This is a genomic window from Nonomuraea candida (assembly GCF_000725485.1).
Taxonomy (GTDB): domain Bacteria; phylum Actinomycetota; class Actinomycetes; order Streptosporangiales; family Streptosporangiaceae; genus Nonomuraea; species Nonomuraea candida.
Map to the genome: position 1 here is coordinate 66,881 of NZ_JOAG01000013.1, position 20,809 is coordinate 87,689.

The 20,809-nt window shown below is 74.6% G+C and carries 25 protein-coding genes and 1 pseudogene; 14 read left to right on the forward strand and 12 right to left on the reverse strand.

What is annotated here, in order from left to right; translation table 11 throughout:
* The first annotated feature begins 250 nt into the window (after window positions 1-250).
* The 3 genes from IO39_RS13810 to IO39_RS13820 all read left to right on the forward strand — a co-directional run bounded on the left by IO39_RS13810 (window position 251) and on the right by IO39_RS13820 (window position 2,944).
* Window positions 251-841, forward strand: a complete 591-nt coding sequence (locus tag IO39_RS13810; RefSeq protein WP_157548295.1) for a hypothetical protein — start codon at window positions 251-253, stop codon at window positions 839-841.
* A gap of 248 nt (window positions 842-1,089) precedes the next feature.
* Window positions 1,090-1,986: an aminoglycoside phosphotransferase family protein gene (locus tag IO39_RS13815; protein ID WP_211267011.1), complete on the forward strand. Its 897-nt coding sequence runs from the start codon at window positions 1,090-1,092 to the stop codon at window positions 1,984-1,986.
* A 208-nt stretch (window positions 1,987-2,194) separates the two neighbouring features.
* Entirely contained in the window at window positions 2,195-2,944 is a 750-nt protein-coding gene (locus IO39_RS13820; RefSeq protein ID WP_052422855.1) for a DedA family protein, read from the forward strand.
* Here IO39_RS13820 and IO39_RS13825 read toward each other — a convergent pair.
* From IO39_RS13825 to IO39_RS13845, 5 genes are all read right to left on the reverse strand, one after another.
* Window positions 2,933-3,889 (reverse strand): NAD-dependent epimerase/dehydratase family protein, encoded by a 957-nt coding sequence (locus IO39_RS13825; protein ID WP_043621558.1) that lies wholly within the window; start codon window positions 3,887-3,889, stop codon window positions 2,933-2,935. The genes IO39_RS13820 and IO39_RS13825 overlap by 12 nt on opposite strands.
* Window positions 3,890-3,953: 64 nt before the next feature.
* Window positions 3,954-4,385 (reverse strand): DoxX family protein, encoded by a 432-nt coding sequence (locus IO39_RS13830; RefSeq protein WP_211267003.1) that lies wholly within the window; start codon window positions 4,383-4,385, stop codon window positions 3,954-3,956.
* Window positions 4,386-4,572: 187 nt separating this feature from the next.
* On the reverse strand, window positions 4,573-5,133 hold the full coding sequence (locus tag IO39_RS13835) for a TetR/AcrR family transcriptional regulator (RefSeq protein ID WP_043621561.1): 561 nt from the start codon (window positions 5,131-5,133) through the stop codon (window positions 4,573-4,575).
* 39 nt (window positions 5,134-5,172) lie between these two features.
* Entirely contained in the window at window positions 5,173-6,564 is a 1,392-nt protein-coding gene (locus IO39_RS13840) for an Asp-tRNA(Asn)/Glu-tRNA(Gln) amidotransferase GatCAB subunit A (protein WP_043621565.1), read from the reverse strand.
* The gene (locus IO39_RS13845; RefSeq protein WP_043621569.1) at window positions 6,551-6,754 is read right to left on the reverse strand and encodes a hypothetical protein; all 204 of its coding nucleotides are present in this window, start codon (window positions 6,752-6,754) and stop codon (window positions 6,551-6,553) included. Before IO39_RS13845 ends, IO39_RS13840 begins: the two co-directional genes overlap by 14 nt.
* A 93-nt stretch (window positions 6,755-6,847) precedes the next feature.
* Between IO39_RS13845 and IO39_RS13850 the strand changes: the two genes are divergently transcribed.
* The 6 genes from IO39_RS13850 to IO39_RS54340 all read left to right on the forward strand — a co-directional run bounded on the left by IO39_RS13850 (window position 6,848) and on the right by IO39_RS54340 (window position 10,882).
* Window positions 6,848-7,708: an MBL fold metallo-hydrolase gene (locus IO39_RS13850; RefSeq protein WP_043621570.1), complete on the forward strand. Its 861-nt coding sequence runs from the start codon at window positions 6,848-6,850 to the stop codon at window positions 7,706-7,708.
* Between the two features lie 108 nt (window positions 7,709-7,816).
* Window positions 7,817-8,386 carry a TetR/AcrR family transcriptional regulator gene (locus IO39_RS50595; protein ID WP_052422856.1) on the forward strand — a complete coding sequence of 190 codons (570 nt, stop codon included), beginning with the start codon at window positions 7,817-7,819 and terminating at the stop codon, window positions 8,384-8,386.
* A gap of 14 nt (window positions 8,387-8,400) precedes the next feature.
* Window positions 8,401-8,715, forward strand: coding sequence for a hypothetical protein (locus IO39_RS13860; protein ID WP_052422857.1), 315 nt, complete (start codon window positions 8,401-8,403; stop codon window positions 8,713-8,715).
* Between the two features lie 14 nt (window positions 8,716-8,729).
* The gene (locus IO39_RS13865) at window positions 8,730-9,632 is read left to right on the forward strand and encodes an SDR family NAD(P)-dependent oxidoreductase (protein WP_043621573.1); all 903 of its coding nucleotides are present in this window, start codon (window positions 8,730-8,732) and stop codon (window positions 9,630-9,632) included.
* Window positions 9,633-9,650: 18 nt separating this feature from the next.
* Window positions 9,651-10,568, forward strand: coding sequence for an AraC family transcriptional regulator (locus IO39_RS50600; protein WP_052422858.1), 918 nt, complete (start codon window positions 9,651-9,653; stop codon window positions 10,566-10,568).
* Between the two features lie 170 nt (window positions 10,569-10,738).
* Window positions 10,739-10,882, forward strand: coding sequence for a hypothetical protein (locus tag IO39_RS54340; protein WP_157548299.1), 144 nt, complete (start codon window positions 10,739-10,741; stop codon window positions 10,880-10,882).
* Between the two features lie 77 nt (window positions 10,883-10,959).
* Here IO39_RS54340 and IO39_RS13875 read toward each other — a convergent pair whose 3' ends face one another.
* The 4 genes from IO39_RS13875 to IO39_RS57675 form a co-directional block, all read right to left on the reverse strand.
* Window positions 10,960-11,307 carry an STAS domain-containing protein gene (locus tag IO39_RS13875; RefSeq protein ID WP_043621576.1) on the reverse strand — a complete coding sequence of 116 codons (348 nt, stop codon included), beginning with the start codon at window positions 11,305-11,307 and terminating at the stop codon, window positions 10,960-10,962.
* Window positions 11,308-11,677: 370 nt separating this feature from the next.
* Entirely contained in the window at window positions 11,678-12,064 is a 387-nt protein-coding gene (locus IO39_RS13880; protein WP_043621579.1) for a hypothetical protein, read from the reverse strand.
* Between the two features lie 88 nt (window positions 12,065-12,152).
* Window positions 12,153-13,484, reverse strand: a complete 1,332-nt coding sequence (locus IO39_RS56720) for a DUF5994 family protein (RefSeq protein ID WP_211267004.1) — start codon at window positions 13,482-13,484, stop codon at window positions 12,153-12,155.
* Between the two features lie 205 nt (window positions 13,485-13,689).
* A complete protein-coding gene (locus tag IO39_RS57675; RefSeq protein WP_052422859.1) occupies window positions 13,690-13,989 on the reverse strand; it encodes a TetR-like C-terminal domain-containing protein in 300 nt (99 codons plus the stop codon).
* Here IO39_RS57675 and IO39_RS13900 point away from each other — a divergent pair.
* Window positions 13,977-14,330 carry an ArsR/SmtB family transcription factor gene (locus IO39_RS13900; protein WP_043621582.1) on the forward strand — a complete coding sequence of 118 codons (354 nt, stop codon included), beginning with the start codon at window positions 13,977-13,979 and terminating at the stop codon, window positions 14,328-14,330. The two genes, IO39_RS57675 and IO39_RS13900, sit on opposite strands and share 13 nt — an antisense overlap.
* Here IO39_RS13900 and IO39_RS13905 read toward each other — a convergent pair.
* Entirely contained in the window at window positions 14,320-15,096 is a 777-nt protein-coding gene (locus IO39_RS13905; protein ID WP_169789063.1) for a helix-turn-helix transcriptional regulator, read from the reverse strand. The two genes, IO39_RS13900 and IO39_RS13905, sit on opposite strands and share 11 nt — an antisense overlap.
* Before the next feature lie 61 nt (window positions 15,097-15,157).
* Between IO39_RS13905 and IO39_RS13910 the strand changes: the two genes are divergently transcribed.
* The 3 genes from IO39_RS13910 to IO39_RS13920 all read left to right on the forward strand — a co-directional run bounded on the left by IO39_RS13910 (window position 15,158) and on the right by IO39_RS13920 (window position 18,664).
* On the forward strand, window positions 15,158-16,054 hold the full coding sequence (locus tag IO39_RS13910) for an NAD(P)H-binding protein (RefSeq protein ID WP_043621584.1): 897 nt from the start codon (window positions 15,158-15,160) through the stop codon (window positions 16,052-16,054).
* Between the two features lie 141 nt (window positions 16,055-16,195).
* A complete protein-coding gene (locus IO39_RS13915; RefSeq protein ID WP_084772815.1) occupies window positions 16,196-17,479 on the forward strand; it encodes an acyltransferase family protein in 1,284 nt (427 codons plus the stop codon).
* An 81-nt stretch (window positions 17,480-17,560) separates the two neighbouring features.
* Window positions 17,561-18,664 (forward strand): glycosyltransferase family 2 protein, encoded by a 1,104-nt coding sequence (locus tag IO39_RS13920; RefSeq protein ID WP_052422860.1) that lies wholly within the window; start codon window positions 17,561-17,563, stop codon window positions 18,662-18,664.
* Here IO39_RS13920 and IO39_RS57680 read toward each other — a convergent pair.
* Window positions 18,628-18,786 (reverse strand): annotated as a pseudogene (locus IO39_RS57680) (hypothetical protein); the annotation flags it as partial. The gene IO39_RS13920 and the pseudogene IO39_RS57680 overlap by 37 nt on opposite strands.
* 109 nt (window positions 18,787-18,895) lie before the next feature.
* Between IO39_RS57680 and IO39_RS13925 the strand changes: the two are divergent.
* Window positions 18,896-19,630 carry a class I SAM-dependent DNA methyltransferase gene (locus IO39_RS13925; protein WP_043621587.1) on the forward strand — a complete coding sequence of 245 codons (735 nt, stop codon included), beginning with the start codon at window positions 18,896-18,898 and terminating at the stop codon, window positions 19,628-19,630.
* A gap of 78 nt (window positions 19,631-19,708) precedes the next feature.
* Here the strand turns inward: IO39_RS13925 and IO39_RS13930 are convergent, their stop codons facing one another.
* On the reverse strand, window positions 19,709-20,743 hold the full coding sequence (locus IO39_RS13930) for an iron-containing redox enzyme family protein (RefSeq protein WP_052422861.1): 1,035 nt from the start codon (window positions 20,741-20,743) through the stop codon (window positions 19,709-19,711).
* Between the last annotated feature and the right edge of the window lie 66 nt (window positions 20,744-20,809).

Sequence of the window (20,809 nt, forward strand, 5' to 3'; positions counted from 1 at the left end):
GCCCGCGTGGCGGGACTGCAGACGGTCGCCCGCACCGAAGAGGAACGGTCACCGGCGGATACCTGCCGGCGGTCATGTGCTGCGTCTGTTCGGCCGAATCCATCATCCTCCGTGTCAAGGCGTCGCGTTCAGGATGAACGGCTGGTCCGGCGGACCCGAGCGGCGGCTGTCGACGTTCCCGCCCGGCCAGAGCGCCGGCTCTGATGAGGCAAGGTGATAGGAGGGAGGCATGAACAGGAGTGATGCGCGCGTGCGAGAAACACAGGGTGACCTCGTCCTGCGGCCGGACGCCCGGAAGGGGGCGGCCTTTCTGATCACCGCTTCGGTGGCCACCGTAGCCATCGTCGCCGCCATCCTGATGGGTGACGCTCCGCCGGTGTTCGCCCTCGTCGTGGGCACCCTCTTCACCGTGCCGATCCTCCTGGGGGTCGGCGCCTTCTTCCGTGCCCGGATCATCCTGACGGCACATGACATCGTGCTGCGGGGAGTGTTCTCCCAGCGGCGCCTCCCACGCTCGCAGGCCGCGGAGGTGGTCCGCGCGACCCTCGTCGCACCGCGGGGATCTCCCGGCGACACCCTGTTCGTGCTCGACGCGCACCGCAACCTGCTCCTCAGGGTGCCCGGTGGCGGCTACGCGCGCGAGGACATCGACCGGCTGGTGACCGCGCTCGGCTTGCCATGCAGCGGCCCCGACCACGCCGTGAACGCCAGCGAACTGGCCAGAACGTATCCCGGCCTCGTGTCATGGGCCGAGCGGCATCCCTACCGGCTCGCGTTCGTGATCGCCGGGGTCCTGGTCGCAGTCGTCATGACGCTGGTGCTCTTCTCGATCTCGACGTGACCGAGGGCGGCTCCCGCTCACCGACTCAGCGCTTTCGTCCGGGGCGGGTGAGCGACCACGGTGGCCCCCTCCCGACACTGCTCGGCATCGGCGATGCGTCCGGCGTCGAGCAGTTCCCGGCCGGCCCACGTTTGGCGAAGGGGGCGGTGCGGGGCGTTCGGGGGCGTTGGGTACCCGAGAGGTAGTCTCGGATCTTCCCGGGCGCGGGCGGCCGGGCCGGGCGGGCTGACGGGCAGGAGTTGGTCTTGGTGGTCGCGAGTGTCGCGGACGAGCCTCCGGCGATCGATGCGGCGCTGGTCAGGCGGCTGATCGGGGCGCAGTTCCCGCAGTGGGCCGGGCTGCCGCTGGAGCCCGTGCGCCCGGCCGGCTCCGATCATGTGATCTACCGGCTGGGCACGGAGCTGTCGGTACGCCTGCCCCGCCACGCCGGCGCGAGCGGCCAGGCCACCAAGGAGTTCGAGTGGCTGCCCCGGCTGGCCGGGGAGTTGCCGCTGGCCGTCCCGGTCCCGGTGGGGCTGGGCGAGCCGGGCTTCGGCTATCCGTGGCCGTGGTCGGTGTCGCGGTGGCTGAAGGGCGAGGTGGCGACCGTGGAGGCGCTGGCCAGCTCGGCCGAGGCCGCGGTCGGGCTGGCGGAGTTCCTGACCGCTCTGCGGCGGTTCGCGCCCGCCGAGGCCGCGGCCGTCGCCGGCCGTGGCGACCTCGCCGGTGCTCCGCTCGCCGAGCGGGACGGCGCGACGCGGGCGGCCATCGCGGAGGTGGCGGGCGCCTTCGACGCCGCGGCCATGACCGAGCTGTGGCAGGCGGCGCTGGACGTCCCCGAGGGGGATCAGTCCCGGACGTGGGTGCACGGCGACTTCCACACCGGCAACCTGCTGGTCGATGGCGGCCGGCTGAGCGCGGTCATCGACTTCGGCGAGTTCGGCATCGGCGATCCGGCCTGCGACCTGACCATCGCCTTCACCCTGATGTCGGCCGGCAGCCGGGCCGTCTTCCGCGCCGCGCTCGGCGTGGACGATGCCACGTGGCTCCGAGGTCGCGGCTGGGCCCTGGCCACCGCCCTGAACGCCTACACCGGCTATGCGGCGGTCGATCCGCGCGTCGCCGCCCAGACCACCCGCCAGATCACGCAGGCTCTCATCGGCTGACGGCGCCGCGTTGAACCGCTGCGGTCCTCGTCGAGCAGGAGGCCCATCAGGCCGAGCACCAGGATGCCCTGGCCGGCCCCGAAATAGCCGACGCCCGCGCCGGCCGCCAGCATCTGCCTGCCATGGACGTAACGGGCGAAGCCCGACGAAAGGGGTGATAACCGATGGCTAGGCTCGGGGGGTTCGAGGGGCGACGACGGGGAGTGCAGTGGACTGGATCACCGAATACGTCAATGCGGTAAGTGATCTGCCCTTTCCCCTGGTGGGCGCGGTGGCCGCGCTCATGGCCTTCGCCGAGTCGGGCCTGGGCGTCGGGTCGGTGCTGCCGGGTGAGACCGGGGTGCTGCTGCTGGGCGCCACCGTCACCGGCCCGGTACGGTTCGCCGCCATGCTGCTGCTCGTGGCGCTGGGCGTGACCGGCGGCGACCACGTCGGCTATGTGCTCGGACGGCGGTACGGCGACCGCATGCGCCGGCTGAAGGTGGTGCGCCGGCTGGGAGTGCACCACTGGGACCGCGCGCGGGCCGCCCTGCAGCGTCATGGCGCGACGGCGGTGTTCGTCACCCGGCTGATCCCCATCGTGCGGACGCTCACGCCCGCGGCCGCCGGAGCGGCGCAGGTGACCTACCGCCGGTTTCTCATCGCCTCGCTGGCGGGCTCGTTGCTCTGGTCGGGGGTCTACGTGAGCCTCGGGGCGCTCGCGGGCGCCTCGGCCGCCCAGCTGGAGCGGACGCTCGGGCGCGCGTCGTGGCTGGTGCTGGGCGGGGTGGTCGTCGTCGTGGCGGGCGTGGGCCTGCTCCGGCGCAGGCGCGCCTCCGCGAAACGGCGCGAGGAGGCAGGAGACGCGGACCTGCGCGAGCGCACGCCCGCAACACGACGTGAGCAGGCGAGAGACGTGGGCCTGCCCAGGCCCGCGTCCGCGGAACGGCGCGGGGAGGGCGGCGGGTCAGCCGAGTAGCCGGAGCAGCTCGGCCTCCTCGGCGGGGGTGAGGCCGGAGCGGCTCACCGTGTGGCCCGACTCCCGCTGCCAGGCGAGGGTGTCGCGGGCCGTGTCGGCGACCGGGCGGATGCTCAGGCCGGCGGCCAGCGTGGCGGAGGTGTCGCGGGCCATGAAGCCGGCGTATTCGGGCAGCGGCAGCCACATCGGCAGGGAGCGCGGCCCCATCCACGGCTCCACCTTCTGCTCGACCAGGAACGCCTGGTCGGCCCAGACCAGCTCGGGCTCCACCGACAGGCCCGCCGCGATGCCGGCCAGCAGCTCGCCCCTGCCGAAGGGCAGGGAGATCGCGTCATAGGGCCCGGTCAGCCCCTTTTCCGCCGCGTCCAGCGTCCAGGCGGACAGATCGCGTACGTCGACGAGCTGGACGAGATCGTCGGGCGACCCGGGAGCCAGCACGGGGCCGCCGCGCGCCAGCCGCTCGACCCAGTAGGTGAACCGGTCGGACTGGTCGTCGGGGCCCACGATCAGCCCGGCGCGCACGAGCAGCGCCGTGTCGCCGAAGATCTGCTCGCACGCCACCTTGGCCGGCCCGTAGTTCTCCGGGTCGGCCTCGTCGGCGTCGGCGGCCAGCGGCGGGTGGAGGGTCTGGTTGGCCTCGCCCGTGTCGGCGTAGACGCTGCACGACGACACGAACGTCCAGTGACCGGCGCGACCGGCCAGCTCCGCCACCGCCCGGCGGACCACGCTCGGCTGCCTGGCGACGTCGACGACCAGGTCGAACGTGCCCTCCACCTGCGCCAGCCCGCCGTCCTGGCTCCGGTCGGCCCGGACGAACGCGACACCGGGCGCGGGGTCGCCGGCGACCCCGCGCGCCGCGCACACCACCTGGTGCCCGCGATCGCGCGCCTGCCGCGCGATCTCCCTGGACAGGAACTTCGTACCGCCGAGAACAAGTGTCCGCATTCCCCCATCCTGGCCGCCCGGACGGGGACGTTCCGCCCTTCTTCACCCGCAGCGTAAACAGGGCTCAGCGGTGGCTCTGCCGGGCCGGCGGAGCGGACGGCCGCAGGACGTCCCGCCAGTCGGCGGGCCAGTTGGCCAGCGCGAGGACCCCCATGATGACCAGGTGGACGGGAGCGGCGACGCTCTCGAACCAGGCGTCGTGGTTGACGATGTGGGTGGTGACCGCGCCGGTGAGCACGAACACGAGCGTGGTCGCCGCGAGGAACCGGGTGCGCCTGCTCGGGATCAGCAGCAACACCGCACCGAGGAGCTCCAGGCCGCCCACCACGAACCGCATCCACGACGGGTAGCCCCATTCGACGAACTTCACCGAGTACGGCGGTCCGTAGAAGGTCTCCCCCGGCATGTACTTGGTCACGGCTCCGACCACGAACTCCAGTGCCAGGAACACGTACAGGCCGGTCATCAGCCGTCGCCGCCACACCCCGGCGGTCACCGGCCGATCCCTCCGGCACAGGTCCCACCCCTGGTCGCGGTGACGGCCGGCGGGCCGATGGGAGGTTCCCGGCGTCGTCGCGGGCCCGGGAAGGCGCCGTGAATGGTGATGTCCATGGCGGTCACGCTAGGTGTGCCCGCCCGGCGTCGCTTCTCGAATCCTGATCGATCGCGGGCGCCGCCGGCCGTCAGCGGATGGTCAGGGCCGCGCGCACCAGCTCGCCGGGGTAGGCGGGGTGCAGCCCCTCCGGGCGGAACAGGATGCGGTACATGATCGGCGCCACCACGCGGTCCAGCACCGTCTCCACCTCCGGGGCGGGCTCCGCGCGCCGGCGCGCCCGGGCGAGGATGACCTCGACCTGGTCGGCGGCGTACGCCGAGCACTGGCCCGCGTTCGTGCCGTCCGGGTCGCCGAGCAGCGCGTCCCGGATGTAGGCGCGGCCCGGCGGCGAGGACATCTCGTCGAGGAAGTGCTCCGCCCAGGCCGTGAGGTCGGCCTCCAGCGCGCCGTGGTCGGCCGGCGGCGCCTCGGGGCGCAGGCGCTCGACCGCCACGTCCGACAGCAGCTCCTGCAGATCCCCCCAGCGGCGATAGACGGTCGAGGGCGTGACCCCGGCCCTGGCCGCGATGGCCGGGATGGTCAGCGCCGCCCGGCCCTGCTCGGCCTCCAGCTCCCGCACCGCGGCGTGCACCGCCTCCTGCACCCGCGCGCTGCGCCCTCCCGGGCGGGCCATGGTCTTACGACTCATGCCATTGATGCTAGTGAGTCCCGATGCCGGTGAGTCGCGTCAAGCCGCGGCCGGCGCCGGCAGACCGGCCCGCCCGTACGCCGACTCGTACGCCGACCCGGCCCGCAGCACCGTGGCCTCGGCCAGCGCCCGGCCGATGAGCTGCATGCCGATGGGCAGGCCGGACTCGTCGTGGCCGACGGGGAGGGTCAGCGCGGGCACGCCGGTGATGTTCGCGGGCGCGCTGAGGCGTACGTACGCGTCGGAGACGGCCTCCACGGTCCCGTCGGCCCAGGCCACGCTCTCCTGCCCGGCCGGGACGGCGGTCATCGGGACCGCGGGCGCCGCGATCAGGTCCACCCGCTCGAACAGGCTCGCCCACGCCTGCCGCATGAGCGTGCGCGCCCGCCGGGCCCGCACGTGGTCGGCGGCCGGGATCAGCGCGCCGGCCTCCAGGAGCACGCGCACGTCGGGGGCGTACCGGTCGGGCGTCGCGCGCAGGGTCGGCTCGTGGTAGGCCGTGGCCTCGGGCACCATCAGCCCCCACTGGGTGGCCTGGACATAGCGCGCGTAGGGGATCTCCACCTCGACCGGCTCGGCCCCGAGGTCGGCCAGCCGGCCGACGGCCGCCCGTACGGCGCCTTCGACGGCGGGGGCGACGTGCTCGAAGTAGTGGTTGACCGGCACCCCCACGCGCAGGCCCCGCAGGTCCCCGCCCGGCGCGGGCCGGAACGCGGCGGCGGGCCGGCTCGCCGGGTCCCTGGGGTCGTGCCCGGCCAGCGCGGGCAGCACGAGCGCGGCGTCCGCCACGGTCCTGGTGATCGGCCCGACGTGGTCGAGCGACCAGGAGAGGGGCACCACGCCGTGCCGCGAGACCAGCCCGTACGTCGGCTTGAGCCCCACGACCCCGTTGAGCGCGGCGGGCACGCGGATGGAGCCTCCCGTGTCCGTGCCCAGCGCGAACAGCGCGGTCCCGGCCGCCACGGCCACCGCCGAGCCGCCGCTCGACCCGCCCGCGATCCGGCCGGCGTCCCAGGCGTTGCGCGTCTGGGGCGTCGTCAGCCCGTACGCGAACTCGTGCGTGTGCGTCTTGCCCACCAGGATCGCCCCGGCCCGCGCCAGCCGGGCCGCCACGCCGCTGTCGGCGGTGGCGAGGTGGCCGTCCCTGGCCCGGGAGCCGGCCCCGGTCGGCAGGCCGGCCACGTCGATGAGGTCCTTCAGCCCGAACGGGATGCCGTGCAGCGGCCCTCGGTGCCGGCCGGCGGCGATCTCGCGTTCGGCCTCGGCGGCGGAGGCGCGGGCGGACTCGGCGAGCACGGCCGCGTACGCCTGGAGGGGCCCTTCGACGGCCTCGATCCGGGCCAGCACGGAGGCGGTCAGCTCCACCGGGGACAGCTCGCGGCGGCCGATGGCGGCGGACGCCTCGGCGATGGTCAGCTCAAAGGGTGACATCTGCGGCCTCCCAGCCCGCGGGCCACGCGCCGGGGGCGGTCTCGCCGAGCTCCAGCTCGCGCAGCGTGCTCACGACGGCGGCGATGTGGTCGGCGGTGGCGGCCACGACGGCGTGGCGCTCCTCCTCCAGGGGCAGCCCGGCGCGGTCCGCCCAGCGGGCGGCCTCCTGGGCGGTGAGTCGGTCGGTCATCAGCGGACTCCCTAAAGCTAAAATTTCGCGTTAATGGACTATAAGGAGGTAGGGTGCGCTAACGCAAATTTTTAGCTTTAGAAGGGACCTCCGATGACCTCCTGGACGGCGGGCGAGCTGACCATCCACCGCGTGGACGAGATCGAGCTGCCCCCGCAGACCGGCCCCTGGCTGCTGCCGGAGGCCACCCCCGACGTGGTGACCGCCACCCCGTGGCTGCGCCCCGCCTTCGCCGGCGACGCCGGCGGGCTGCGCCTGTCGAGCCACAGCTTCGTCTTCACCGCGGGCGGCGTGCGGGTCCTGGTGGACACCGGCATCGGCAACGGCAAGCGCCGCGCCAACCCCGCCTGGGACAACCTGGACACTCCGTACCTGAGCCGCCTCGCCGCCGCCGGCTACATCCCCGAGGACATCGACCTGGTGATCCTCACGCACCTGCACACCGACCACGTCGGCTGGAACACCCTCCCCGACGGCGCCCCCACCTTCCCCAACGCCCGGTACGTGACCTCGCGCGCCGAGTGGGACCACTGGGCGTCGGTGGACATGGAGGAGCCCAGGCGGGCGATGTTCCGCGACTCGGTCCACCCCGTCCGGGAGGCCGGCCTGCTCGACCTCGTGGACGTGCCCGCCGGCGGCGTCGAGGCGGCCCCCGGCGTGCGGCTCGTCCCCACGCCCGGCCACACCCCCGGCCACGTCGCGGTCCGGGCGGGCACGGCACTGATCACGGGCGACTGCGTCCACCATCCCGTACAGCTCCGCCACCCGGACATCACGAGCTGCGTGGACGTCGATCCCCGCCAGGCGGTCGCGACCCGGCGGCGGCTGCTCGCGTCGCTGGCCGGCACCGGCACCCTGCTGCTGGGCAGCCACTTCGCCCCGCCCACCGGCGGCGTGGTGGAGCGGGACGGCGACGGGTTCACCCTGGCGGTCCGGCCCCCGGCCGCGCCCTGACCCTCGCGACGCCGCCAGGGCCACGGTCGCGGTGGCGCGCCGGCCCGGCCGGCGGCCGCATCCGGGGAGCCTCTTGACGGTGTGACAATCTTGCATAAGATTGTCACGATGTCACAGGATAACGAGAAGCAGCAGCAGATCCTCGACGCCGCGCTCCAGGTGTTCGGCCGCTACGGCTTCCGCCGCACGTCGATGGAGCTGATCGCGCAGGCCGCCGGGGTGTCCAGGCCCGCCCTCTACAAGCACTACACGGGCAAGGAGGAGATCTTCCGCGCCATGGCGGAGCGGGCCATCGACCAGCTCATCACCAGGGCGGCGGAGATCGGCACGGGAGACGGCGACGTCGCCGACCGGATCTTCCGTGCGCTCTACCTCAAGCTGGAGTTCCTCGCGGGCAGCGTCGAGGCGGAGTTCAGGGGCGAGATGCTCGCGGAGGTGAGCGTGCTGGCCCCCGACCTGACGCGCTCGTTCAAGGAGCGTCACGTCGCCGTCGTCGAGTCCGTCCTGCTCGCCGCCGAGGCCGAGCTGCCGCGGCTGGGCGCCGTCCTGTCCGCGCGCGACGCCGCCGAGCTCCTGCTGGCCTCCTTGGCCGGCATCGCCCAGCAGGAGGAGGAGCTGGACGTGCTGCGCACCCGGCTGTGGCAGCTCGTCGACATCACCGTACGAAGCCTCACCTGACCACCGGAGCGACCATGACACAGACCATCCTGCTCAGCCTCTTCGCGGGGCTCCTCGCCGCCAACGCCACACCGCACTTCGTGAAGGGCATCACCAAGGAGGAGTTCCCCACCCTCTTCGGGCCCAGCCCGCTGATCAACCTGGTCGCCGGCTGGGGGATGTACGTGCTGGCCGCGATCCTGACGATCCTGGCCGACGTCGCCGCCCACCCGGTCCCGGCGTTCGCCGCGGGCGCGGTGGGCGTGCTGGCCATGGGCGTCTTCCACGCCCAGGTCGGCGCCGCCGGCGTCGGCAGGCGCTCCGCCCCGGCCCGCGGCCGCGCGACGTGAGAGGAGCGCCGCCCATGACCCCGCCCACGATCGTGATGACCGGAGCCACCTCCGGGCTCGGCGCCATCGCCGCCGCACGGATGACCGCCGCCGGCGCGCGGCTGCTCGTCGGCGCGCGCGGCCCCGGGCCGCACACCGGCGACGGGTTACCGCCCCTCGACCTGTCCAGGCTCGACTCCGTACGCGCGTTCGCCGCGGCGCTGGAGGAGCACCTCGGCGCCACCCCCATCGACGTCCTCGCGCTGAACGCCGGCGTCTCCTTCCACCACATCGACCAGCGCACCGCCGACGGCTACGAGACCACGTTCGCCGTCAACCACCTCGCCCACTACCTCCTGCTCCGCAGGCTCCTGCCCCGCCTCGCCGACGGCGGCCGGGTGGTGATCACCAGCAGCTCCGTGCACGACCCCGAGCGCGGCGGCACGCTGCCGCCGCCCAGGCACGCCAGCGCGAAGCTGCTCGCCGCCCCCGAGCTGGACCCGGACAGGGAGAGCAGCCCCCGGGCGGCCGGCGGCCACGCGTACACCGCGTCGAAGCTGTGCGGCCTGATGACCGCGCGCACGCTCGCCAGGCGGCCGGAGACCCTGGACAAGCGGCTCACCGTGCTCGCCTACGACCCCGGCCCGACGCCCGGCACCGGCCTGTCCCGCAACTTCAGCCTGCCCATCCGGATCGTCTGGTCCCTGCTCGGCACGCCCCTCGGCGCCCTGGTCCCGCGCATGAACAGCCGCCGGGCCGCCGGTCACACGCTGGCCGACCTCTGCCTCGGCACGATCACCCCGCCCGCCGGCCAGGGGTACGCCTCGCTGGTGCGGGGCCGGCTGACCTGGCCGCAACCGTCGAAGACGGCTCGCGACGACGCGGCGGGCGAGGCACTCTGGCAGGACAGCGCCGCCCTCGTCGGTCTGCCGGCCTAGCGACATGAGGTGCCCGGCATGCCGGTGATCCAGGAGAGCGGCCTGGTCCGGGACGCCGCCGGCGCGGACGGCCCGGCCTACACGAAGGGCACCCATCTCTCACTCGGCCCCGTGCTGGCGATGCGCAAGAGCTTCGTGCCGGAGGCGCAGGGCTGGTGGCGGGTGGCCGACGTGCGGCGTGACGCGGAGTTCGACCAGGCGTACCAGATCATGGTGCCGTTGACCGGCAGCCTGCACGCCGTCTGCGCCGACCGGCACGTCTCGTCCGGCGCGGGCCAGCTCGTCATGCACGACCTGGCGCGCATGACCAGCGTGGCGTTCCGGGGGCCGGCGCGGCGCGAGAGCTTCGAGACCGCCGCCGTCATGATCCCGAAGCCGATGCTGCCGCTCCCGGGCGGCCAGCTCGACGCGATGATGGGCAGCAACGTCTCGGCGCGTGACGGGATCGGCGGGCTGCTGGCGGACTTCGTCACCCGGCTGACGCACGAGCCCGACGCCTACCGGGCCTCCGACGGGCCGCGCATCGGGATGGTGCTGGTCGACCTCGTCACCGCGCTGGTCGCGCACGCCGTCGACGGCCGCTCGGCCGTCCCGCCCTCCAACCGCGACGTGCTGGTCATGCGCATCCAGGCGTTCGTCCAGGAGCACCTGCGCGACCCCGCCATGACGCCGCGGGCGCTGGCCGTCCAGCACCACATCTCCACCAGCTACCTGCACCGCCTCTTCCAGGAGCGCGGCCTGACGGTCGGCGGTTACATCAGGACGCAGCGGCTCGAACGCGCCCGCCGCGACCTGGCCGACCCGGCCCTGGGCTCCGTGCCGATCCACAACATCGCGGCCAGGTGGGGCTTCTCCCATGCCGCCGACTTCAGCCGGGCGTTCCGGCGCGCGTACGGCGTGTCGCCCAAGGACTTCCGCCTCGCGGCGCACGGCTGAGCCGTTCCCCGGGCGGGCGGCTCCTTCTCGGATGGCCCGGCCTCCGGGGCCGTCCGGTCAGGGGCGCAGGACCAGGCGGATCGGGTCGCCCTCCTTGCGGGGCACCTCGCCGGGGCCCGGCTCGGGCACGGGCACGCGCTCCATGCGCAGCTCGCGGGTGGGGACGTCGCATGGGGCCGGACGGGATGCCGTTCGCCGACGCGCTGCGCGCCGCGATCCTGCAGCTGTTGCCGCTGGACCCGGCCCGGCGCGACGCCCGGCTCCGGGCGGTGGACGCCGCCGTACGCCTGCTCACGCAGCCAGGGGCCGCGTGACGGCGGGAGAGCGGCGGGCCGCCGGAGCCCGCGACGGCGGGACGGGGCTGCGTGACGGGGGAAGCGGCGGGTCGGGGTTACGTGACGACGGGGAAGCGGCGGCCCAGGCCGGTGACGTTCAGGAGCCGGCTCATGAACGGGGGCAGGCCGGTCAGGGCCAGGGTGATGCCCTTGGCGCGGGCCCGGCCCTGCACGCCGAGCAGCACCGCGAGCCCGCCGGCGCCGCAGAAGGTCACCTGGGACAGGTCCAGGACGAGCAGGCGGTCGCTGTGGCCGAGGGCGTCCAGCAGGCGCCCGCGCAACTGCGCCGTGGTGAAGATGTCGATGACGCCGGACAGGTGGACGACGGTGGCCTCCGGCGCATCCGCCTCGCCAGGGGCGGCGGCGTTCGCTTCACAGGGGGTGGCGGCGTTGGTGACGGTCATGGTGTCTCCTCTTCGGAGAGGCGCATATGAAGGGCCGGCTGTGCCTGCTGACCGGGTGCGGTCCGGGCTCGCCCGGCCCGGGCGCCGCCGGTCCCGCGCGGGACTGCGCTGCGCCCGCCGCGCGGCGGCCTGGGAGATCGTGGACGAGGCGGCGTCGGGCGGCGCGTGTTGGGAGGAGCCGGTGTCATGGTCGCTGACCTGTTCAGGCCCTGGGAGAAGGGCCGATGGTGGTGGTTCGCCGGGGGCGACGCAGACCTGAGTGCCGACGCTCGAATAGTCCTCGGTCTCATCAGACTACCTCACGCCTCACAAAACAGGCCTTTCACGCATCCGGCTAGGGTTCTGCTGCCGGGCACGCCGGCAGCAGACGTCAGAACGGGACGGCGCGGATCTCCGTGACCGTGAACGCGTCCACGATGTGCCGGTTGTCGAGCAGGAACCCGACCAGCCCCGCGACCGCCTCCGCGTCCGTCGCGGCCCGTGCCTGCCCGCTGAGGAGGAAGACCAGGGGCGTGGACGGCTGGTCGAGGGCGAAGCGGCGGCCGTGGCGGCGCACGTCCTTCAGCACCCTGATCGGCATCGGCCGCTCGGAGGTGAACCACACCGCGATCCGCCACAGCGGCAACGGCGCGTCGGCCGTGAGGGAGGCGTGGTAGCAGGTGACACAGCCCGCGCCCGCGTGCAGGCCGTGCGGGCAGGCCCATCGGTTGACGTCCGGGGTCAGTTGGCCGCGCGGGCTCAGCTTCGCCTCACTCACGCGGCGGCGCGCCGGCCGGGCCGGCTGCTGGGACGGGAGAACGGAAGGGGTGGCGATGATGCGATTCCTTCGGTGAGTCGCTGGGATGTCAGGCGTCCGGTCCAGTGCCGGTGGTGGCGGCCGGGCGGGTGAAGGAGACCAGGTGGTCGATCTCCGCGAAGCCGGCGGCCTCGAACAACGCCCAGGACGGCTCCGGATCGCCGGCCGCGTAGAGGATCGTCTCCACCGCTCCATGACCGCCGAGGAGGGTGTCCGCCTGGCACAGCAGCGCGCGTTCGAGCCCCTCGTCGGCGTGGCCCGCGGCGGCGCCGAACCACCACAGGACGCCGAGGCCGTCGATCGGCTCCTGGGCGACCAGCTCGGCCGAGGCGTCGTCGTCGCGGGCCCGCAGCCACCAGCCCGGCGGCGTGGCGCTGGCCGCCACCTCCACCACGGGGGCGGTCTGCGCGGAAGGAGCGCCCGGCACCGTACGGCGCAGGTAGCGCCAGGAGTCCCGGGCGACGAACCCCGCGTGTTCGAGCACCTTGCGCGTCACGGGCCGGCGCCCCGTCGGCAGGGCGGCGGGACCGGGGCCCGGCGCGGCGGTGAACGCGTGCACGGGCGTGCCGCCCCCGAGCCGGCGCAGGGCGTGCCGGACGAGCGTCTCGACGACGCTCAGGACCTCGCGCCCGTGCAGCCACAGGATCTGCCCGCCGTCGTGGCCGGCGCGCGTCGCGTACGACACCACGCCCGCGACCTGCCCGTCCTCGTCCACCAGCACGTCGGTGCGGGGCGGCCCGAGACCGGAGGCCCGGGGTGACGTCCCCGCCACGGCCCGCACGAGCATGCCGGGCGTGCACGGCGGCCGGCCCGGCAGGCGGTCGGCGTCGATGAGCGCGAGCACCGCCCCGCTGTCGGAGCCCCGGTAGCGGCGCGTTCTCATGCCCGGCGCCGGCGGTTGAGGGAGCGGGCGAAAGGGGGCGACGACCTCGTCCGGCGCATCAGGGGGCGGGTGGAAGGGGGCGAGGATCTCGTCCGCGGACAGCATGTTGCCCGTGCGGGCGGCGGTTCTCATCGCGGCCGCCGCGGCCGGCGCGGCCGTGCGCGGCGGGATCACCAGGAGCCTGAAGCCGTCCTGGCCGCCGCGGATCACCTTGACGGTGTGCGGGGTCGCCGAGCGGCCGCTGACGCGTACGAAACGGCCGTCGACGAGCAGGTGCGCCGGGACCTCGTCCCAGGCGGCCGCGTCGAGCCCGACCCGCAGGACGGGGCCGAGCCGGCCCTCCAGGAACCGGACGAGGTCGGGCAGCTCCCGCTGGAGGTCGGTGGAATGCGGCCACCAGGCCCCGTCGAGGGTCCCGTCACGGGTCAGCGTGGGCTCGAGGAACACCCGGGCCGGTCGGAGGGCGATCAGCGCGGCGGTTGGGTGGCGGTTCGGCATCAGGTGTGCCGCCTGTCTCCGGCCGTGGCAGGCCGGCTGTGGCCGGGGCGACGCCGACGCGGTTGTCGGCATACGGAAGATCCCAGGTAACCCACCATACGCCGCCCCGCCCCGGCCGCCCATCACTCCACACGGGCATGGGGCAGGATCGCCCGGGCGTTGTCAGCGGCTCAGCGGGTCCAGCGGCTCAGCAGCTCGGGCGTCGTCAGCGGGTCAGCAGCTCGTGCAGCTCGCCGGCGAAGTACAGCTCGGGGTCGAAGCGCATGCCGGTGAAGTGGCCGGCCAGCTCCAGGGAGAGCGCGCCGTGCAGCCGGGTCCAGGCGGTCAGTGCCCGGCGTAGGACCGCGGGCGGGGCGGGATGGCCGCCCGCCCACTCGCGGTGCTCGCCGGACGGCGTCGCAGGGCCCTGCGACGGCAGCGCGGCGCTGACCCCGCCTCGCCACGTCCTACTGCCGGGGCAGGGCGAGGGGGCGGCGTGGATAGCATGGAACGATGAGACGGGCACACCACCCTCACGCGGGCGAGATCACGTTGATCGGCGTGATGTCCGCGCTCAGCGACCCGATCCGGGTCGGGCTGGTGCGCGTGCTGGCCGACGGCCAGGAGCGCGGCTGGAGCGAGTTGCGGGCGCCGGTGGCCAAGTCCACCCTCAGCCACCATCTGCGGGTGCTGCGCGACGCCGGGCTCACCCGCACCCGCGAGGAGGGCACCCGCTGCTACGTGGCCCTGCGCCGGCAGGATCTGCAGGCCCGCTTCCCCGGGCTGCTGGACTCCGTGCTGGCCGCGGCCGAGACCGAGGACGTCGGCCACCAGGTGGGCGTGCGCGAGACCTCCCTCACGACCTGACCTCCGGCCCGCCGCCGTCTTCCGGTTCGGCACCCGTCGCGGCGGGGCGGGGGTTGCGGCCGAAGTCGGTGACCAGCCAGGCCGCCAGGTCCGCCGCCGGTCTGCGGTGCTCGCCGGAGCCCGGTTCCCCCGTCTCCGGCTCCCGCACCCGGTCGAGGCGGAACACCCGCCAGTCGGCGGCGCCGAGGTCGTACGCGACGACGTACCAGTGGCCGCGGGCATAGAGGCAGCGCACCGACTCCACCCGCCGCTCGTTGGCCACCCCGTGCCGGTCGCGGTAGGCGAAGCGCAGCACGAGGTCGTCGCCGGCCGCCCGCAGCAGCACCGACAGGATCGCCGGGTCCACCTCCCCGCTCTCGCCGCCGGCGTTCTCGCTGCCCGCGGCGGCCTGGTCGAGCACGGTGCGCAACCGCCGCGGCAGCACCCGCGACAGCTTGGCCAGCGCCCGCTGCGCGGCGTCCCCCGCGAGCACCCCCTCCGCCATGCGCAGGGCCGCGACCAGGGCGAGGACCTCGTCGTCCTGGAAGATCAGCGGCGGCGTCCTGCTGCCGGGGCGCAGCGCGTAGTGGCCGCCCGGCCCGGGGCGGCTCTCGACCGCGTAGCCGAGGCGTTGGAGGCGGGCCACGTCGCGGCGCACGGTGCGGGTGCTCACCGCCAGGCGCTCGGCGAGCTCGCCCGCCGACCAGCCCGGCCGCGCCGCCAGCAGCTCCAGGAGGTGGAGGGTACGGCCGGCGGGATCGCCGTCGATCGGCTCGAACACGGTCATGGTTCCAGTGTGCCGACCATCGCGGACAGGATCCGGCCACATCTCTTCGTACGGTGACGGCATGGAAATCGCCATCACCGCACCGTCCGGTAATGTCGGCCGCCACCTGGTCGGCCACCTCGTCCGCGCCGGCGTCCGCCCGCGCCTGCTGAGCCGCCACCCCGGCCGGGCCCGCGCCGGCTGGGGCGACCTCGTGGACGCGCGCGCGGTCGACCTGCGGGACGCCGCGGCCGTCACCGAGGCGACCCGCGGCGTCGACGCGCTGTACCTGATCGTGCCGCCCGGCGAGGGCGACGACCCCGTGGCCGGGTACGTCGAGGCCGGCGAGGCCGTCGCCGCCGCGATCGCCGCCAACCGCGTCCCCAGGACCGTCCTGCAGAGCAGCGTGGGCGCGGAGCTGCGCAAGGGCGCCGGCGAGATCGACGGGCTGGCCCGCGTGGAGGAGCTGCTCGACCGGCTCGCCGCCGCCGATCCCGGCCTGGCCGTCACCCATCTGCGGTGCGGCTACTTCTTCAGCAACCTGCTGTTCGAGCTCGACGCCATCCGCTCGGGCTCCGTGTCCGTGCTCCTTCCCCCCGACCAGCGGTTCGGCTGGGTCGCGCCGGCCGACATCGCCATGGTGGGCGCGTCCCTGCTGCTGCGCCCCGACTGGTCGGGGCGGCACATCCGCGCCGTGCACGGCCCCCGGGACCTGTCCTGGAACGACGCCATGGCCGTGGTCGGCGAGGTCCTCGGCCGCACCGTCACCGTCCAGCGCGTCGAGGACGACGTCATGCGGGCCACGCTGTCCGGAGCGGGCCTGACCGAGGCGCAGGTCGAGGCCATCATGGGCATGTCGACGGGGCTGCGCGACGGGTTCGTGCCCGAGCAGCCGAGGACCCCGGAGACCACCACGGACACGACGCTCGGCGCGTGGGCCTGGGCCGAGCTCCGCCCCGCCCTGGCCGCCTCGGACTGACCCGGGCGGGCTGGGCGCGCCGGACTGACCCGGCGGGGCGACCCCGGCGCGACTCCGCCGCCGCCTTCCGCCCGGCCCGGTCGGTGCTCCACCTGGGCTTACTCCAAGCGTTCGCTCAGGTTGACCCCGTACCGTGACCGGATGTCCACGAACCTGGTGAGCCGAGAGAACGGCGGGCGGCAGACGGAGGACCCGGCGCCGGAGTCGCGGCGGGACCGCCGGCAGACCTGGCTGGACGCCCTGCGCGGCGTGGCCGTGCTCGCCGTGCTCTTCGAGCACCTGCTGGACCCCCTCTTCCCCGAGGTCCGCGCGGCCGTCAGCCCGTGGTTCGACTTCGGGCAGTACGGCGTCATGGTGTTCTTCCTGGTCAGCGGCTACGTGGTGCCCGCCTCGCTGGAGCGGCGGGGCAGCGTCGCCGGGTTCTGGCTCGGCCGCCTGTTCCGGATCTACCCGCTGTGGATCGTCGTGGCGGTGCTCGGCACCGTGTTCGGGCTCGTGCGGGTGTACTCGGTCCTGCCCGCCCAGCTGGCCGAGCAGCCGGTCACGGCGGCCGTCGCCCACCTGACGATGCTCCAGGACTTCCTCCAGGTGGTCAGCGTCGTCAACGTCTTCTGGACGCTGTCGTACGAGATGGTGTTCTACCTGCTGGTGACCGCGACCTTCGTCATCGGGCGGCGCCGCGTGGGCACCACGGGCACGCTCGCCCTCCTGCTGGCGGGCGTGCTCGCCGGCGGGGCGCTGCCGGCCGGCGCCCTGTCGCGCGCGCTCGGCGGCGACGTGGTGGTGCCGGCCGTGACCGTGGTCATGGTGGCGGGGCTGGCCATGATCCTGGGGGGCGCCCGCCGGGCACGGCTGTGCGGCGCGATCGCCATCGCCGTCCTGGCCGTCGTCCTGGTCGCGGTCAACAGCCGCATCGGGGCCTGGCAGAGCCTGGCCATCCTGGCCACCATGTTCGCCGGGACCGCGCTCTACCGGCTGGACCAGGGGCAGGACCGGCGGTGGGCGACGAAGGTGGCGATCGTGCTGACGCCCGTCGTGTCCGTGGCCGCCGCCGTCTGGTTCGGGCCGGGGTGGGGGATGTCCGAGGGGCAGGCGCTGGCGTTCCGGTGGAGCTGGTCCGCCGCCGTGGTGGCCGCGTGGCTGACCTTCCTGGCCGGCCGGCTGCTGCGGTCGGCCGTCCTGCCCCGCCTGCTCGTACGCCTCGGGCTGATCAGCTACTCCGTCTACCTGCTGCATCCCCTCGCGGTGCAGGCCCTGCGGCGGCTGGTCCCGTACCCCGCGCAGGTCGGCCTGCCCGCGCGGATCGCCTCCCTCATGGCGGTGTCCGCGGTGGTGGTCGGCTGCGCCGCCCTGAGCTACCGGTTCATCGAGCGGCCGGCGCAGGCCCTCGGCCGCCGGGTGATCCGCGCGCGCACGGCGGCCTGAGGTTTCCCTCGTGCGCCCGGTGGCAGCTCTGTGGCAGGTGGGCCGCCGCGCATCCGGGGGCCGCGAATCCGGGGGGCGCCCATGTCAGAGGCCGTGATGGACTACGTCCTGCCGCTGCGCTGGACGGACGACGCGGGGCTCGACGAGCTGACCGGCTACCTGCGGGACCTGTCCCGCCGGGTGCGGGTCATCGTCGTCGACGGCTCTCCCCCGCCGCTGTTCCGGCGGCACGCGGCGGCCTGGCGCGGCCTGGCGCTGCACGTCCGGCCGGACGCCGATCTCCGTCACGCCAACGGCAAGGTCAACGGGGTGCTCACCGGCATGCGGCTGGCCGGGGCCGAGCACGTGGTCATCGCCGACGACGACGTCCGCTACGAGGCGCGCGACCTCGCCAGGATGGCGGCCCTGCTCGCCGGCGCCGACCTCGTACGCCCCCAGAACTACTTCGCGCCGCTGCCCTGGCACGCCCGCTGGGACACCGCCAGGACCCTGCTCAACCGCGGCTTCGGCGCCGACTACCCGGGGACGTTCGGGGTGCGCCGCTCGTTCTTCGCCCGGATGGGCGGCTACGACGGTGACGTGCTGTTCGAGAACCTTGAGCTCATCCGCACCGTCCGCGCGCACGGGGGCAGGGAGCTGCGGCCCCTGGACCTCTACGTGCGGCGGCTGCCGCCCGACGCCGCCCGCTTCTGGGACCAGCGGGTCAGGCAGGCCTACGACGACCTGGCGCAGCCCGCCCGGCTGGTGACGTTCCTGTCCGTGCTGCCCGCGCTGGCCTGGTGCCTGCTGCGCCGCCGGTACGGCCCGCCGCTGGCCGCCGCCGGGCTGGCCGTGGCGCTGGCGGAGCTGGGCAGGCGCAGGGCGGGCGGCCGACGGGTCTTCCCCGGCACGGCGGCGCTCTTCGCGCCGCTCTGGATCATGGAGCGGGCCACCTGTGGCTGGCTCGCGCTGGGGGCCGCGCTCCGGGGCGGCGTGCCGTACGCCGGCCGCAGGCTCCGCCGGGCGGCGCACTCGTCACGGTGGCTGCGCCGCTCGGCGAGGCGTCAGGCGGCGGGGTCGGGCTCGCTCGGGGCGCGGAAGCCGGCCGCCTTGTGCGAGCCGTCGCAGAACGGTTTGGTCGAGGAGAGCCCGCACCGGCACAGCGCGACGGTCGCCCGGCCCGCCGGGATGGGCTCGCCGTCCTGAGTGACCAGCCGGAACGGCCCCCGCACCAGCAGCGGGCCGTCCTCGCACGGCGTCACCGTCACCGTGTCCTCCCCCTCGTTCGCCATGCCGCCCCTCTTTCCCGCCGGTAGCAGGGGAAACATGCGCACCGTCCGATTGCTCCCGCGCCTGCCGGGTAGCAGAGGCCCACGAACGCGAGGAGCCACGGTACGCCGGTCGTCCCCGTCCCGCTCCGCGAGAAGGGAGGCCCTGATGGGGTTCGACCCGTCGGCCTATGGGCGCGCCATCGCCGACATCTACGACGCGACCGTCGAGGACCTGCCCACCGACGCCACCGTGGAGCAGCTTCACCAGCTGGCCGGGGACGGCCCCGTGCTGGAGTTCGGCGTCGGCACCGGGCGGCTGGCCCTGCCGCTGGCCGCGCGCGGCCTGACGGTGGCGGGCATCGACGGCTCTCCCGACATGGTGGAGCTGCTGCGCGCCAAGCCGGGCGGCGAGCGCGTCTCCGTGACCGTGGGCGACTTCGCCACGACGCGGGTCGAGGGCTCGTTCAGCCTGGTGGCGCTGACCACGAACACGATCTTCGCGCTGCCCTCGCAGGACGCGCAGGTCGACTGCTTCCGCAACGCCGCCGCCCACCTGCGGGCCGGGGGCCGGTTCGTGGTGGAGGCGTGGGTGCCGGACCCCGCCGCCTTCCGCCGGGGCGCCGCGCTGCGGCTGCTGTCGCTGAGCGAGGACGTCGTGCTCGCCGAGGCGGCCCGGATCTCGCCCGCCGAGCAGTTCATGAGGACCACCAAGGTGCGCCTGACCTCGGACGGGGTGCGCCTGCTGCCCGCCGACCACCGCTACGCCTGGCCCGCCGAGCTGGATCTGATGGCGCGGCTGGCGGGGATGGAGCGCGAGCACCGGTGGGCCGACTGGCACAGGACCCCGTTCGGCGACGACAGCCGCGCCCACGTCACGGTCTACCGCAAGCCCACGACCTAAGACGACGCCCAGCCGGCGGCCCGCCGCAGGCCCACCACCTGCCCCCGGCCTACCGCAATCCCACAGCCTGACCCCGGCTCACCGCAGGCCCACGACCTGGCCGGTGCTTTCCTGCCGGGCGTCGGCCGGCGGGGCGGTCTCCAGCAGCGAGCTGCGGCCCCGTTCCCAGCGGGCCAGCACGTACGCCGCCCACCGCCGTTCCAGCTCCAGCGCGCACGCCGCGCCGAACAGGATGTCGCCCGCCAGCGACGGTTCGGCGGCCGCCAGCCCCCCGCACAGGTCGTGCGCGGCGATCTGCTCGTGCACGGCGTCGGCCTGCACGTGCTCGTCGTAGAAGCGGGCGGCGCCGGCGTCGCCCCCGAGCCGGCGCAGCCCGGCGGCGTAACGGCGGTTCGGCAGCGAGGAGGTCATCTCCAGCGCGGCGAGGTGCCCGGCCAGGGCGCCGCGCCGGCGGCGGTGCAGGCCGAACAGGGACATGGCGTTGGAGATGGCCAGCGTGATCCCCGGCACGCGGTCCAGGTAGGCGCCGTAGGAGTCGTCGAGGCCGAGGCCGCGCATGGTGGCGCGGAACAGCTCGCTGTGCATGCGCTCGCGCCGGCCGCCGCCGTACTCGTCGGCCTGGATCTCCACCAGCGCCGCCTTGGGGCCGCCCGCCAGGCGCGGGATCGCCCAGGTGTGCGGGTCGGCCTCCTTGAGCTGGTAGATCGACCGGTGGATGACGAACTCCCTGAACTGCCCGCGATCGGCCCGGCGCGCCAGGTATTCGGACAGGGAGGGCCCGTCGTCGGCGGCGACCAGCTCGTTGAGCGCCCGCCGCACCCCCTGCGGCTCCACCAGGGGCGGCCGGGGCACGGCCCGCGCCAGCGCCGCCTCGAAGCGCCGCTCCAGCGCCGCCCGGGCGGCCAGCAGCGACGGCTGCCACTCCCAGCGGTCGTCCACGTCCTCGAAGCCCCGGTAGTGCAGCTCGTAGCAGGCGAACAGGGCCAGTTGCACGTCAGGATCGGCCGGCGCGGCGCCGGTGACGTCGAGCGGCAGCGGCCGGTCGTCGGGCGGGCCTGCCAGGCGTTCGAAGAGCGTCGCGGTGACGGGACCGCGCGCGGCCGGCAGCCTCATCGCCTGCTCCCCCACACGCCGCCCCGGTCGCGGACGGCATCAACCACTGTCACGAGCCTCCCCCTT

Coding starts and splice junctions, on each gene's coding strand:
- IO39_RS56720 (WP_211267004.1), bottom strand. CDS start 13,484: ATGCCGAACCGCCACCCAACCGCCGCGCTGATCGCCCTCCGACCGGCC.
- IO39_RS13860 (WP_052422857.1), top strand. CDS start 8,401: ATGACACAGACCATCCTGCTCAGCCTCTTCGCGGGGCTCCTCGCCGCC.
- IO39_RS13900 (WP_043621582.1), top strand. CDS start 13,977: ATGAGACGGGCACACCACCCTCACGCGGGCGAGATCACGTTGATCGGC.
- IO39_RS13840 (WP_043621565.1), bottom strand. CDS start 6,564: ATGTCACCCTTTGAGCTGACCATCGCCGAGGCGTCCGCCGCCATCGGC.
- IO39_RS50600 (WP_052422858.1), top strand. CDS start 9,651: ATGCCGGTGATCCAGGAGAGCGGCCTGGTCCGGGACGCCGCCGGCGCG.
- IO39_RS13925 (WP_043621587.1), top strand. CDS start 18,896: ATGGGGTTCGACCCGTCGGCCTATGGGCGCGCCATCGCCGACATCTAC.
- IO39_RS13915 (WP_084772815.1), top strand. CDS start 16,196: ATGTCCACGAACCTGGTGAGCCGAGAGAACGGCGGGCGGCAGACGGAG.
- IO39_RS13865 (WP_043621573.1), top strand. CDS start 8,730: ATGACCCCGCCCACGATCGTGATGACCGGAGCCACCTCCGGGCTCGGC.
- IO39_RS13875 (WP_043621576.1), bottom strand. CDS start 11,307: ATGACCGTCACCAACGCCGCCACCCCCTGTGAAGCGAACGCCGCCGCC.
- IO39_RS13905 (WP_169789063.1), bottom strand. CDS start 15,096: ATGACCGTGTTCGAGCCGATCGACGGCGATCCCGCCGGCCGTACCCTC.
- IO39_RS13920 (WP_052422860.1), top strand. CDS start 17,561: ATGTCAGAGGCCGTGATGGACTACGTCCTGCCGCTGCGCTGGACGGAC.
- IO39_RS50595 (WP_052422856.1), top strand. CDS start 7,817: ATGTCACAGGATAACGAGAAGCAGCAGCAGATCCTCGACGCCGCGCTC.
- IO39_RS13850 (WP_043621570.1), top strand. CDS start 6,848: ATGACCTCCTGGACGGCGGGCGAGCTGACCATCCACCGCGTGGACGAG.
- IO39_RS13835 (WP_043621561.1), bottom strand. CDS start 5,133: ATGAGTCGTAAGACCATGGCCCGCCCGGGAGGGCGCAGCGCGCGGGTG.
- IO39_RS13930 (WP_052422861.1), bottom strand. CDS start 20,743: ATGAGGCTGCCGGCCGCGCGCGGTCCCGTCACCGCGACGCTCTTCGAA.
- IO39_RS13845 (WP_043621569.1), bottom strand. CDS start 6,754: ATGACCGACCGACTCACCGCCCAGGAGGCCGCCCGCTGGGCGGACCGC.
- IO39_RS13910 (WP_043621584.1), top strand. CDS start 15,158: ATGGAAATCGCCATCACCGCACCGTCCGGTAATGTCGGCCGCCACCTG.
- IO39_RS13825 (WP_043621558.1), bottom strand. CDS start 3,889: ATGCGGACACTTGTTCTCGGCGGTACGAAGTTCCTGTCCAGGGAGATC.
- IO39_RS54340 (WP_157548299.1), top strand. CDS start 10,739: ATGGGGCCGGACGGGATGCCGTTCGCCGACGCGCTGCGCGCCGCGATC.